The following is a 14,753-nucleotide window of genomic DNA, read 5'->3' on the forward strand; positions in this document are numbered from 1 at the left end:
TTACTTAACCTTTAATTCACAGAGTTATCCACAGGGGTGTATATAAATTATAAGCCTTGCTTTTTAAATTACATTTAAAATCAATAGGTTATTTTTTTTGATGACTGTATCAAAAAATGCAGCATAAAGTTATTCACAACATACATCATGAGTATAATTCTAACATGATGAATAATTTGCTAAAATTGCTTTGCATTACTTACTATTATTGCTCTACGATGTTTAAATAGCGATTACTACTTTAATGAATACAAAAACGATGAATGATATAACAGAACAAAAGCCATTAACTGAATTTACTGAGAAAGCATACCTGGATTATTCCATGTACGTTATTCTTGACAGAGCATTACCCAACATAGCTGATGGTTTAAAACCAGTACAACGCAGAATAGTCTATGCCATGTCTGAGCTGGGACTAAAGGCAACAGCGAAGCATAAAAAGTCAGCACGAACCGTAGGGGATGTTTTGGGTAAGTTTCATCCGCATGGTGACAGCGCATGTTATGAAGCGATGGTGTTGATGGCACAGCCCTTTTCTTATCGTTACCCCTTTGTAGACGGACAAGGTAACTGGGGATCTCCTGATGATCCCAAGTCATTCGCTGCTATGCGATATACCGAAGCACGGTTATCACCTTATGCAGAAGTTTTGTTAGGCGAACTGTTACAAGGCACCGTCGATTGGGTGGATAATTTTGACGGCACTTTACATGAACCCTCATTACTTCCCGCAAGATTACCCAATATTTTATTGAATGGAGCAACGGGAATTGCCGTAGGTATGGCATCGGATATATTGCCGCATAATTTAACTGAAGTGGCAAATGCCTGTGTTCACTTGCTGGATAATCCCAATGCAGATCTTACTGCGATCATGCAGCACATTCAGGGCCCAGATTTTCCAACAGAAGCTGAAATTATCACCCCTCGAGAGGCGATAACCTCAATGTATGAGACGGGTAACGGCTCGGTTAAGATGCGTGCGATTTTTAATCAGGAAAAACTCAATATTGTTATTACTGCTTTACCCTATCAGGTTTCTGGCGCCAAAGTAATAGAACAGATTGCCTTGCAAATGCAGCAAAAAAAATTACCTATGGTTGAAGATTTACGCGATGAATCCGATCATGAACATCCTACTCGCCTGGTTATTATACCCCGATCAAACCGTGTTGATGTTGACGCACTGATGTCTCATCTTTTTGCTACAACTGATTTGGAACGCAGCTACAGAGTTAATTTTAATATGATTGGTCTGGATGGAAAGCCTAGAGTAAAAGGACTGCTTAAAATCCTCACCGAATGGTTGGAGTATCGTGTTGCAACCGTGAAACGCCGCCTGGAGTACCGATTAGAAAAGGTTTTAGAGCGCATTCATGTTCTGGAAGGTTTGTTAATTGCTTATCTGAATATAGATGAAGTTATTGCTATTATTCGTGAACACGAAAATCCTAAACAGGGATTGATTGCTCGATTTAACTTGACCGAGCGTCAAGCTGAAGCAATTTTAGAAATGAAGCTTCGTCATTTGGCTAAACTGGAAGAATTTAAGCTGCGTGGTGAGCTTGATGATTTAAGTGCTGAGCGAGATACCATTCAAAAAACACTGGCCAGTGAATCTCTTTTAAAGGCTTTAGTCAAAGACGAAATTCTAAGAGATAGGGATGAATTTGGTGATGTGCGTCGTTCGCCCATCATTGTCAGACAAGATGCTCAAGCACTTAAAGAAGAAGATATTTTACCTAATGAACCGATAACCGTTGTTTTATCTAAAAATGGTTGGGTTAGAGCAGCCAAAGGTCATGATGTGTTAGGTACAGAACTTGCCTATAAAGCCGGTGATGAATTTAAAGCACAGGCCTGTGCCCGTTCAAATCAGCAAATTATTTTTTTTGATAGTGAAGGCAAAGTCTATTCTTTGCCAGGCCATGCCCTGCCATCAGCCAGAGGACAAGGCGAACCTTTAACCGGAAAATTAAATCCGGCCGAGGGCATGACTTTTGAAGCAATGGTTGGCGGTGAGCCAGAGCAGCGAGTTTTATTGGCTAGTGACGCTGGATATGGATTTATTGCCAAAGTTTCTGATTTGTATGTAAAAAACCGTAATGGAAAAGCATGCATAAAACTCTCTGAGAACAGCCAAATACTTTCTCCTCGCCTATTGCCTAATGGCGATGAGCTTTGGGTTGCTTGCGCAACCAGTGTGGGCCGATTGTTGATTTTTTCTATTAAAGAATTGCCCGAGTTATCTCGTGGAAAAGGGAATAAATTAATTGGTATTCCATCAAGCAAGTCCATTTCTCGTGAAGAGTATGTTATCGACATGCAAATAGTGTCTGATGAGGACTCTTTGACGGTGCATGCGGGTAAACGACATTTTACTCTTAAAGGTGCTGATTTAGCGCACTACAAAGGTGAACGAGGTCGTAGAGGTAATCGTTTACCGCGAGGGTTACAGAATGTGACGCATTTGCAGGTTAATCAGGCTGAATGTAACTAACATTGCTCTGTCATTGGCCTTTTTGCCAAAGAGGTTGTTGATTTGCCTCTGTTTATCATTCTTATTTGTGGGAAACGCCTGTTTTAGTCAGTGTTTCCCGTGAAACAGTGGCTAGTAATGCAACAGTTCTTCGATTCTGATTTGGGTTTCTTCAGGTAAATCGGTCATGGCAAGAGTAGCCAAGCCTGCTGTTTTGTAAAGCGCTTGGGTCTTTGGATTGTTGATGGCTTTTAAGTGCATATTAAGTGTCTGAGTGTCTCCACGACATAAGGGGCCAGTCAGCGTCTCTTCTATACGTTGCGTGTGGAGCAAATTATTAATATTTCCCTGCATCAGATTACAAATCATCGTCCGTGCATGCGTTTGAGCGATTCCTGCTTGCAGCAATAATTCTTCGCTGGCGTGAGCTAAAGTAATCAGGTAGTTTGATGCTATTGCTGCCGCAGCATGGTATTTTGTTTTCTCATCGGGTTGAATAGAGAGTACTTGTGCTCCAAGTGGCTGAAAAATTTGATGTAACCATTTGCAAACAAGGTCATCACCTTCAGCTACGCAGTAAATTTCCCTAAATGCTGCAGGATCAAGATACCCCGATTTAAATGCCTTCAGAGGATGAAAACTGGCTACAGAACATCCCAGCTCTTTCAAGGGATGAAGCAACGTGGAATTTAGTGCACCACTGCAGTGAATAATAAAACTACCCGGTTTTAAAACAGCATCACATAATAACTGGTAAACAACCGATTCAATTGCATCATCATTACAGGTAATCCAGGTCACATCCGATTGGGGTAGCTGAGTGATCGTTTTGACTGCTTTACCTTGCCCAATCTCGTGACAGGCTTGTATGGCGGTGTCGTATCGGCGATTGCATATCGAATTCAGGTTAATCTGTTGATGAACGGATAAAGCCAGGGCAATATTTTTACCTAATCTGCCGGCTCCAATTATGTTGTAATTCATTTATTGTTCTCGTCAGGTAAACACTGTTACATAAAGTGCTGCGAACTATGGCAACATTTTAACGCATTACCTACGAGTTAATAAGCACTTTAGATGATCCACTAAAAATTGTTTCATTTGTGTCATTTTGTCGTTGGCAAGCGTATCGATATTGTACGTGAATGTTGGGGATTATAAATAAGATACCGTCTTGTATCTCTGCGATTTTTTAATTTTTATATTAGTGGTGCCAAAATAAATTGAAAAAAACCACTATTATGGTACAAATTTGGTTATAATATTCACAGATTGTAGCTTTGAGATTAAATATCATGGTTTATGTTATACAAGGAACTGCACAACAAATTTTTAAAGCATGTAATCAGGAATGGGTGCTGCGGGTAAATTATGATGCGGTTGTTCCAGAAACCAGATTTCTGGGTTCAAAACAAGAAGCTGATGAATACATTCGTCGGTTGCACTCCTTAAAACAAAAACCAAATAATATCCCTGATGGCCTTTCCGCTGCACATTTAATTCTCATTATGGGGGCCTCATCTCAACCTTTAAAAGTAGTTGGTGAACAGTTTGATGATTATGAAACACAAAGGGTGCGGAAGGATTTTGCATTTATTAATAATCATCAAGAACTATGTGGGCTGGTATTGTATTATCGAAAAGATAATCCTGCTCAATGGTTGCTCGGATTAATGAAAAATACCCACCTTGCACCGGATCAGCAGCAGGTTGTTTTGTTATCAAGCGTTGACTTGCAACTCTATTTTAATTCAGCAGAATCAAATCTTGAGGTAGCGAAGGTAGATGTTGTAAATAATCCTTTATTTACTCAAATTCATTATCCGTTCATTCAACGGCAATTAAAACAGCTTATAAAAAATGGCAGTGATGAAATTGATCTTAACGCACCGAGTATAGATGCTTTGGTGAGGTCTATACAATTAAATAACCCGGATGCAAACTGTGGTACATCAAGTAAAGCCAGTGAACTTATTTTACACTACAATCTGGTCTTGTCTGCGGAAATGTTACACGATGTGCTGGAGAAACCTGACGGATTAAGAAAACAACTTGAGGCAGCGACATTAAAAAATGATCCTCAATATAACAAAAATTTATTACAGATGATCGTTTTGTTTTATGAAGAAGAATTACTGGAAGAACACTCCAAACTGCTTCATGATCATCACTTTATTGAAAATTTAGGTACTTTGTTGTGGGATCCTGTGCAGTTTTGGGTATTGCCTGCATTAAGAAATAAAGCCTACGATATGGAATTGGTGCGATTAATTGTATCAAAAGAATCCTATTTTCATGCCTTTGCAGTACTCGTCAGGTTAGAAATAACCCAGGATGTTCCTTTACTGTTTAAAGATCCAAACAAACTTGCTCAATTGGAATACATCAATACTTTGGTTGATGCTGATTGCCGATCATTGTGTTTGATCTTTTGGGCTAAAGGGAACTATTCACTACTACAACTCCAGGAAATAGTCGAGCAAACCAGACATTACCCTTTGTTAGCCTCAACTTTGGTTGCTTTGGATCAAACAAAACGAATTATTAATATTAAAGAGCTAAGAAAATGTATCTTTAAACCGTTACTTCATATGCAGAAGTCCATTTTACATCATTTTGCTGGTGAGTTTGCCCAGTACCATCTGAAGAAATCCGAGCTAATCAAATTGAACGAGCATGAGCTCGAAGAGCTGGCTCATTGTTTTAGTTTATTGAAGCAGACAGCAATAACAGAATCCGATATATACTGCTGGACTTTAATGACGAATCATCAAGGGCAAATTTTGCGCTTGTTTTTACCGCAGTTAGCTCAGGTTGAGAATATAGAATATAGAAAAACACTGATTAATCTTCTTTATAATGGGTTACAACATGGTGTGGTGAGTCAAGGCAAAGCGTTGCTTGCGATAACCGATAATCATTTATTCTCTCTGGCCTCACAGTTGCATCAACGATTTATTTGCGTTAACCAAATGCAGCGGCTTGGCTTTTCTCACGAGGTTATTGCTTTAGCCGGTGATGGGGAAACACACGCTGGTGATCGGTTTCGTCAGGTGATATTAAACGTTGAAGAAGAATGTAAAGGGATTCATGAGCGATTAAGAAAATCATCTGCTGACCGAGATAAAGTGAGTGCATGGCAACGTGTTGATGAGCACTACAGAAAAACGCTTTACTCTATAGCCTATCAAGGCATCACTCATCCTGGTAGGGATATTAAGCAACAAATCAAAAAAGCTGAAAAGCGTGTATTAGACATCATTGATCCAGAAATTAAATCTCTGATACATCAGCTTTTGGTAATTATCGCCAATACGGTAATTAGCCTGCTCAGCCTGGGCGTGGCTAATTGTATTAAAGAACAAAACACCGGAAATTACTGGTTTTTTAATCAAACAAAATCCGGTGAAAAACTGCGGTCGCTTAATAAAGAAATTAGTTTCCTTGTTGCTCATCCCGAAGCTGAAATACCCCAATTAAAATAAGTTAAAAACAGGAACAATTAACTAAAATTGTTCCTGTTTTATAGACTATAATCCTTAGACAGGGTGTTTTCTGCATCCTGAATCAGTGATTTTTTAATATAAAATGAACAGGTTACTTTAAATGTGACGTTTAAAAACCTTAAATTAATATGTTGTATTAAAAATACTCTTGAACTTCTTGATTATTTCTGCTTAATATGATGCATGGGGTGATGGACTAGTATTAAAGGATTTGATATGGGGTTTCCTAAGAAAGCGCTTAGGGAGAGCGATTTAACTGAATTAACAGCTGGGCCAGCTGTGGAAGGCTCTCACATAATAACTCGCGTTACCTTTAAGGAAAACGGAGTTGATAAGCTTGCTTTTTTTAAAAGACTGGAGCCTCACAATCATTATCCTTCACTCTTGGCTAAAATTGACGTTGCTACTTCATGTTTAAAAATGTTATTTCAAGGAGAGTATACAGCCGAAGAACGCCTGGTTTTAGATAAAGATCAAAAAATCGTTGGTACTGTATCACTAGCCATAGATGGATTTACCTCTTTTAATTTTTATAACGATCCCATCCCCACCGATCCTGTTTTAAAAGAACAAGTTATTCCCGGCACCAGAACATTACTTGACATTTTTTTCATTGTTATCGCTTTTGCCAGTTGGTTTCTCGATAACGATGATTTTCATGCGCACAATGGAGGTATCGCCCGTGGCAGAGCTGTAGATTTGGATTTTGATATGTATTTTTACTGGTTCACTATCTTTATGAAAGAAGCCAGACCGGGAATTGGTGTGCCTAAAACCAGAATCAATTTATCGGTTAGAGATTGGGAAACTTTTCCAAAGGTAGTGGATTCAAAAGCCTACCATTGGCCAACCTATGCGCATCCGGGGCAGGAAACAGCGCCTAAAGTTCTTCCCTCTCAATTTTTTCAGACGGTTCTTCCCAAGCAATATGCCGATCCTGCTCAATTCGCACAGTTGGCTCATGAGCCTGAGGCTCATGAGCAAAAATTTGTTATTGCGATGAAAGCACTGCTTACTTATCAGCCAGAAGTAGTGCGTAATCGTTTGTTTGAATATTTTGGCGATATGAAGTTAGATTATACTGATCTGGATGAAACAGACGTGAATCTTAGGGCTTGTTATGAAGAGAACTTCCCTACCTTATGCAATGAAGAAACCAACAAAATGCTTTTTGTTGATTTTATGATGCTTCTTTACCAGAAGCACTATGATAATTTATATAAAGTGGTTGTTTTTTATATGGGGTGTGAAAATAACGGTCATGGTGTAGCCCTTGATGCAACCTATGCAACTCTTTATAACAAACCCTCTATTTACAAAAATATTGCTGCCTGGATGCAGGAGCAAAATGAGACTGTGTACAAGAATGATGATGTGAGCATAAAGTACGATTTGAATGAGTTACAACATCGTTATCATCAAATATGGCGTGATGCGTATGCACCTACTGTGAAAAAATTATTGCATGATACGTTTTGCTTGACTATAGAACTTCTTGGAATCGTAAGTGCTGCTCCGCCTAAACTTTTAGAGATTGAAGGCAAAAATACTTCCGATGAGAGCTTAACCAGCGCATGGGAATTATTTGGCGCCATGCCTGATTTATCCCAAGAGGTCGTTGAGCCTAAGATTAATGTCGACAAAGAAAATCCTTTGCGTCTAGCCATGCAGTTGTTGGTTAACTTTGCGCAAGAATTGCAGCGCATAGTGAAGACGTATTACATGAAGGAGCGCTGCAAGCTTACCGAGCAAGATAATCTGGATTTTTGCAGAGAATTGCTTCGGTTACATACACATTACCATGGCATATTATTACAAGCACTGATGATAACAACCAGTAATGCAACAAAATTTAATCTAATAGCCAGCAAATTGGATCAACTTGCCAAATACATGAATTTCCAAATTCATCTGGTCACTATAGATGAAATGATCAATGATTTTAATCGAGTCATTACCGATAAAAAAATATCTCATCATACTGATGAAGAAGAGATTAAAAAATTTAATGAAGCATTGTTCTTGTGGGCAAAAAACACGAAACCCGATGAATTATCTGAATACATCATAGAAATCATTGATAAATACTACAGCCCAACTGTAGAAAGTTTATCCTCTCGTCATCGCTCAATTCCGGTTAAGAAGTTTTTGGAAGCAAGCAAGAATCAAAGTGGAGATAACCGACTGGCCTATATTTTAAGCTCTGGTAGAGAAGAGGTTGGGGCTCTAAACTCTCTTCTTATCCAACATCTTACGCCAATCATGTTGCAAACACAGCCTTTGCCCAGTATCAGTCAAGCGATCAGGGATGGAACGTTTAATAATGATATTGCTACATTTACCCTGGCTGCCGTCAACTTTGCCAAATGCGATAGTCGCTTGCGGCATTTGTATCATCCCGACGGTATTGGTCTGTTTTACTCTACATTATTTGATTGGGTGAATACATTACCCAACGACAGATTTAATACGATAGTAGAAAAAGCCATACTGGAATATGAGGCTGGGTTAAGTAGTATTAATTTTTGGCGATCAGGTTCCCGAAGAAGTGAGGTCAAAAAGTATTGTGAATCTTTTGGTCATGCAAAAGCTGTGGCCTTAACATTTATTAGAGGTTCAGATTCCTCAACGATGAATACCTGTTTATTTGATCGATTAATTAATGAACTGAAAGGCGATATTAGCCGAAGTGTTGAAATGCAAAACATGCTCGGATGCAAGTTAATTGCTCAATATGAGCCCGAAGATCATAAAGAGCGTATTTTTTCTTATGTTAAAAAATATTCTACAGAACCGTCACATAATCAAGACAGAAGATCTTATGCTGCCAGTTCATCCAGTAGCTATTGTGTTTGATGGAGTTTAGCTCAATAGGCATTGGTTTTAATTTTCCTTCTGACGACAGACGTCCTTTTTGTGACAAAGCGCATGCCTTTGGGGTATGATCGCTATTCTCCAGGTTTAAGGGTAGGGTTTATGTCCTTCGATTTACTAAAAACGATTCCTCAATATATTATTCCTAAAAAAGGATTAACGCATGTCGCAGGTTGTTTAGCTGATGTACAAAATCCGACTATAAAAAATTACATTATTCAACGCTTCATCGATACATATCAGGTGAATATGCGTGAAGCACTCATTGAAGATCCAAAAGCATACCCTACCTTCAACGATTTTTTTATCCGCCACTTAAAGCCTGAATGCCGACCCCTGGCTGCCGCTGATATTGTTTCGCCTGTTGATGGATGTGTTAGTGAATTAGGCGCAATTGACAAGGGAACCCTCATTCAGGCTAAAGGGCGTACCTATTCAGTTCAGGAGCTTTTGGCATGCTCTAGTGATAAAGCGCAAGATTTTGCGCAAGGACAATTTGCTACGATTTATTTGTCGCCTAAAGATTATCATCGGGTGCATATGCCTTTAGATGCTGAACTTGTTTCCATGACTTACATCCCCGGAGCGTTATTCTCGGTACAACCAACAACGGCGAGAGTTGTGCCTAAATTGTTTGCCAGAAACGAACGATTGGCTATTTTTTTTAATACCAAAGCGGGACCTATGGCCATGGTTATGGTTGGAGCCACTATTGTGGGTGCAATTGGAACCAGCTGGCATGGAGTGGTTCAGCGTTCCAAAAAAACAGTAGATTATGATTATTCTCAGGCTGACTTAAAGCGATTTTACGCTAAGGGCGAAGAAATGGGTTATTTTAAATTGGGTTCTACCGTTGTACTTTTATTTGCGGATGGTGAACATGTAGTATGGGATAAGTATTTAAAGGCAGAGAGCAGCCTGCGTTTCGGTCAGGCTATGGCGGCTGTTGAACGGGCCAATTGAAAAACCGCCAATTTGATACGCCTGTGTGTTCCCTCTATGATCATTGGATCATAGGGGTGCGCAAAGACTACGTTCACGTTAGCTTTTCATCACGTAGGGTTTAAGGCATTGTTCTACATCCTTATCAGTAAAATCCAGATGTTGTTTGCTTGCCCATAGGGTAAATTCAGATCGTGATGCCCTGGTGGTTTTTGCATCTTTGTCGGATAACCACAACGAATAAGCCACTTTTTCAGCGGTGAGTTTCTTGGGTTTGACTTTAAGATGCTGCAAAAAAAAGGGATAAGGTGGTGCGCTTAGTAGATTAATTACTCTCGTGTTTCCGCTGCTTTTCGCATAGTCCAGTGCAGTCAAACCGCCTCTATTTTTTATGTCTTTATCAGCGCCAGCGTCAAGAAACCATTTAAAGATTTCTTCATGTCTTTGGTTAAAATAACATCTATAATAGGCAAGGCGATGTAAAACAGTATTGCCCCGTTTATCTTGCAAATTAATATCAGCAACATGCGCTTTTAAAATTTTAATGGCATCTAAAGAACCTGTAAATGCCATATTGCGCAAATATTCTTTACCCTCCTTAGTATTTAGATTAAGCCCTGCGTCTATGAATAGTGTAACTATTTGGGCAAAAGTTTCTATAGAGTAGGGGGATCCATAGGGAGGAATACGTCTTAACGACACGCTAAACGGTGTTTGATCCGAAAAATTTTTGCGGTGCATTGATGCGCCTTTTTTCAGTAAAACGGCAATCAAGTCAATTTGTCCCCAATAAACGGCTTCATGCAAAGGGGTATTATGTAAACGGTCGTATGAATGGATTAATGCAGGAAAAGTGTTAACCAAGCGTATAGCCTCTACCACGTTTTGATGACTAATGGCTGTAAACAGATTCTCCTTAAAGCATTCAAACACGAATAAACCATATTCTGCAGTGTATTGGGTTTTAAACAGGATGCATTGATTTAATTTTGCTTCAGACAGACCACAGTTGGTTAAATCCAGGCCTTCAAGATCACATTTATGGAATACAGTGTGACAGAAATTTGATCCGGCCATGGTGCTTTGTTTGAAATTACAATCGCTAAAGTGGCCGTAATAAAACGATGCTCCCCTAAATGAAGAACCAGTAAAATCAACGTTAAGAAATATCAAATCAGCTTTAATAATATCTTTAAAAGCGGTATTTTTTAAATTAAAACCAGCCAACATTGGCTTAAACTCATCGTAACGTATTCCATATTTTCCAAATCTGGCTTTTTGGTACTGCTCCGCATAATCGGTGAATGCAATATCCAGGCAACCTTGTACATCTTTCCAAAGTTTAAGATATTTTTTAAAAATAATCCCTTTATCTGTTGGATTTAAATCGTTTTGATATGCATTTAAAAAGTATTTGGTTTCCAGATAAATTTTTTTTGAGAATTCAGTGCGGGTCGCATTATAATTGCCTTGTGCCGGGTCAGGATGCGGTTTGAAGACATCTTTTTTTCTTTCTGGAGAGGTGATTTTAACTTCGGCAAATTGGTTTAAAATTTCCTTTAGGAGGTAATTACTGAATTCCACCGCACTCATATTTTGTCGAGTTTGTCTATTACTGTACATCGTGATGTTCTTTAATATTTAGCTAAAAAAGAGCAGCATATAGTCATTAAGAAAAAAAAACAAACTATAAAATCGTTTTTTTTTGCGTGTTTTAAATGTATTTTTTAATGGCGATAGTGATAACACATAAACGTTTTTATAAGTTTGGGTGTGCTGTAATTGAGTCAACGGTTTAGACTATGAATGCCAGATGAATAATCCTCTAAAAGAACTACAAGTTGACAACAATTGGACTATATGATCTAATGTTGATCTTGTGTTGCTTTTTTTGTCATGTTATGGGGTGCTAAGTGGTTAAACAGAGCTTTAAACAAATATACCTTAGAAATGCTATCGGTGTCTTTTATGCTTACAAAATAGGTCATCTTTCTGCAGTAGTCGAGGACAGAGCAGGGACTCGCCGCGAAGCGAACTATCTCGCTGGAATTGGTTATATTCTATGGGCAATAACGCTTCCCTTGACTATAACATTAGGGGCGACAATAAAGAGTTTGATTGACTTTTTTTCCAGAAAAGAGACCTCTGATGATACCGTAAATCAAACACTGGATAGTACAAATGCTTTAGATGCAGATAAGATAAAGCCCGTGATTGATGTTCTTAGGGAATATTATCCACAATCAAAGTCCAGTAATCATCTTGTTAACTCATTATTTCAAGAAAATTATAAAACTCAGAGGAACATTAACAAGGAAAAACAGCGCTTGCAAGCTGACCAACTTGGTAACGACTGTTACGTTAAATATCTGCCTCAATATATTTTTAATTTACCCCTTGATGAAGAGCACGTACGCTTACTGAATGAATTTACCAACGAAAGCTATGTCCGTTTGCTTGAAATTCAAAAAAGTGCTCTTCAGGCCTATGTGCATGCAGATCATAACCGTGGTAAACGAACCCACAATACCCTGTGTCAGTTCTTTACCCTTGAATCGACATCATCAATACAACCGGCCACAAATGAGCCCTTATCCGAAAATACCCTATCAATGCAATAATACAAATCAAAGTAGAGCGTCTTCCAAATAACCTTTTTATCATTCTAATTTTAAACAGGTTTTTGGAAGGCATAATCCAGCTTGTTCCCTTAAAATTTTGTTTACGCAAGTGCTCTTTATAACACGCCTGATCTTGTTATGTTTTGTGGGGAGTATCAGCATCAGTTATTTTAATTCGTAGCGTAAAAACAGGTGTAATTGTCAGGGCAAACGCATCTAAATTATGAACATAAATCTCCACCCTTTTGCCTACGTCCTGCACTTTATGCGCAGGATCCATGCGATCTTAGTGCAGGCAAAGATCTGGATTCTGCGCATAAAGCGCAGAACGTAGGCGTCTTGGTCTTAGATAATACGTTTAGATGCGTTTACCCTGGTGTAATTGTGTTGGATGCACTCTCTGATATATAATCAGTTATAATCGGTGTATCAGAAAGAATTAAAACAGTACTTCACTGTTTGAGGATAAAATGGATTTTTATATCGCACTGTTTGTAGCCCTACTCAGTCTGTCATTTCATACTTATTCATCCCCAGTTTCAGTTGACAGTAGAAAAACTCCCTTGATGGTCAGCCATTTGTCGTCAAATCAGATTAAAAGCCTTAAATTGAATAATAATTTATCGTATGCTTCTCATCATTCTTTTTATGACACACCTATAACGCTGGCTGATAAATCGGGACGTACAATTCATTTCAAGGAAGAACTGGATACAAATGAGCGTTACACAATCATTTCGCAGGGTGAAACTACTGAAGCATTTTCCATGATATGGTTTTTTAGCCCAGAGGGCAGCGTTCAGATCTATTCCGAAGGGGTAGATGTATGCCCAGCCGAAAATCCTTGCAAACAGATAACACAAAATTTAATCGATGGGATAAGTAAAGAAGACGACACTCAACTTCTTTGGTTTGCAACGGGCTTTTACGAATTACCAGTTATTCAGGGGCAATTTAATCAAGCCAAATTAATAGAGTTCTATAGCAAACAGCATGTTTTTGGTAGAACGTCTGATTTTCGTCATAAGGCGTTAAACAAAGATCGGCCATTGTTTTCAGGTACGCTATCCTGGAATGCATACAGTGGGCATGAAGGTTCGCAAAATTTTGTAGAAAATATTCGGGTCAATACGGACTCTAATTATATAGAAGTAGAACATTTTTATGTGGATACTAATCTGTACAGTGCTGGTCACTTGATGATACGAGATTGTGTTTTGAATAAGATGGGTGGATCAAACAGTGATAATGTCGTTGCCAAAAAGGTATTTATAGAATATTCCGATTTAAATGCAGAGGGAGAGTTCCAAGGCGCAAACATTGAAGCAAATGAGATTGATATTACGGGAACCCGTCTGAAGATGAAAAGTCTCCTTGGTTCTAATATTGTTTCAGAAAACGGAAGCTTGTTCGTTTATAATTCTGTACTTTCTTTGCAAGCCGAAGGGTGCCAGGGAACGGCCATCAATATGAAGCGTATGGATTACGCAAGTATTGTTTATTCAAAAATTAGTGTGAATGCAGAGGATGAATGCCCTCGTGGTGGTATTCTTTCAGGGATTGAGGAAACCGTAGATTACAAAACCAAAGCGACTCGTTTAACCGGATCAGAAATAGCCGTGTCCTCCAAATATGGAAATGCTTATGCTTTGGTCGGATCTAAAGCAATTCAATTAGATGGTACGGCACTATTCGTTAAATCTCTACAAAGCGGGGTAGCTGCTACCAATTACGTAGAAAGAATTGTCTTTGTAAATAATCCCAGTTATTTGTCGATCATCTCACCTGAACCAAGCATCTTCTTTCAAAATTCAAATGCAGTATTGAATCACAGTATCCCACCGTCTCTTTGCCGTATAAACAATAATGATTTTAAGGATTGTAGCCTTGATGGAGCGCTAGCGTAATCAAGGTTTATTTATACTCAGTCAAAATAAAATACCTTAACTAAAAACTATACTGGATGAGCTGGAATAAGAGATAAAAAATATTACCTAATATCTTACCCAACGAGACACATGATAGCCGATTTGAATGATTACGAAAAAATGCGAATGATTACATAATTTTTCATCTGTTTTTTACACTATTTTTGTTTGTGCCAACGCAGGGAGATCCCTCGCTTCGCTCGGGATTACGTGGGGAGTTATTACTAATCAATGTGTTACTTACTAATTTGAACCATTGCGAATTGTTAAAAAATCCATCAATGGTACCGAGAAGAGGACTCGAACCTCCACGGGGTTACCCCCACTAGCACCTGAAGCTAGCGTGTCTACCAATTCCACCACCTCGGCATAGTGCGCTACGTTACGCAAAATAGAGGCT

At 38.7% G+C, this 14,753-nt stretch carries 8 protein-coding genes and 1 tRNA gene; 6 read left to right on the plus strand and 3 right to left on the minus strand.

Annotation, left to right across the window (positions count from 1 at the left end):
• Positions 1–259: 259 nt before the first annotated feature.
• Positions 260–2,503 (plus strand): DNA topoisomerase IV subunit A, encoded by a 2,244-nt coding sequence (gene parC / locus Lwor_RS06160; protein WP_172458827.1) that lies wholly within the window; start codon positions 260–262, stop codon positions 2,501–2,503.
• Between the two features lie 111 nt (positions 2,504–2,614).
• Here the strand turns inward: parC and Lwor_RS06165 are convergent, their stop codons facing one another.
• Positions 2,615–3,466 (minus strand): Rossmann-like and DUF2520 domain-containing protein, encoded by an 852-nt coding sequence (locus tag Lwor_RS06165; protein WP_058493030.1) that lies wholly within the window; start codon positions 3,464–3,466, stop codon positions 2,615–2,617.
• Between the two features lie 311 nt (positions 3,467–3,777).
• Between Lwor_RS06165 and Lwor_RS06170 the strand changes: the two genes are divergently transcribed.
• From Lwor_RS06170 to asd, 3 genes are all read left to right on the plus strand, one after another.
• Positions 3,778–5,967, plus strand: a complete 2,190-nt coding sequence (locus tag Lwor_RS06170; RefSeq protein ID WP_238584630.1) for a hypothetical protein — start codon at positions 3,778–3,780, stop codon at positions 5,965–5,967.
• Positions 5,968–6,204: 237 nt separating this feature from the next.
• Entirely contained in the window at positions 6,205–8,844 is a 2,640-nt protein-coding gene (locus Lwor_RS06175) for a hypothetical protein (RefSeq protein WP_058493031.1), read from the plus strand.
• Between the two features lie 120 nt (positions 8,845–8,964).
• Entirely contained in the window at positions 8,965–9,825 is an 861-nt protein-coding gene (asd, locus tag Lwor_RS06180; RefSeq protein ID WP_058493032.1) for an archaetidylserine decarboxylase, read from the plus strand.
• Between the two features lie 78 nt (positions 9,826–9,903).
• Here the strand turns inward: asd and Lwor_RS06185 are convergent, their stop codons facing one another.
• Positions 9,904–11,427 (minus strand): ankyrin repeat domain-containing protein, encoded by a 1,524-nt coding sequence (locus tag Lwor_RS06185; protein ID WP_058493033.1) that lies wholly within the window; start codon positions 11,425–11,427, stop codon positions 9,904–9,906.
• Between the two features lie 290 nt (positions 11,428–11,717).
• On the opposite strand from Lwor_RS06185, the gene Lwor_RS06190 reads away from it, so the two are divergent.
• Both Lwor_RS06190 and Lwor_RS06195 read left to right on the plus strand, forming a co-directional pair.
• Positions 11,718–12,425 carry a hypothetical protein gene (locus tag Lwor_RS06190; protein ID WP_058493034.1) on the plus strand — a complete coding sequence of 236 codons (708 nt, stop codon included), beginning with the start codon at positions 11,718–11,720 and terminating at the stop codon, positions 12,423–12,425.
• 470 nt (positions 12,426–12,895) lie between these two features.
• Entirely contained in the window at positions 12,896–14,332 is a 1,437-nt protein-coding gene (locus Lwor_RS06195; protein ID WP_058493035.1) for a hypothetical protein, read from the plus strand.
• Positions 14,333–14,635: 303 nt separating this feature from the next.
• On the opposite strand, the gene Lwor_RS06200 is transcribed toward Lwor_RS06195, so the two are convergent.
• A tRNA-Leu gene (locus tag Lwor_RS06200) sits at positions 14,636–14,722 on the minus strand.
• Positions 14,723–14,753 lie beyond the last annotated feature (31 nt).

This window comes from Legionella worsleiensis (assembly GCF_001467535.1).
Taxonomy (GTDB): domain Bacteria; phylum Pseudomonadota; class Gammaproteobacteria; order Legionellales; family Legionellaceae; genus Legionella; species Legionella worsleiensis.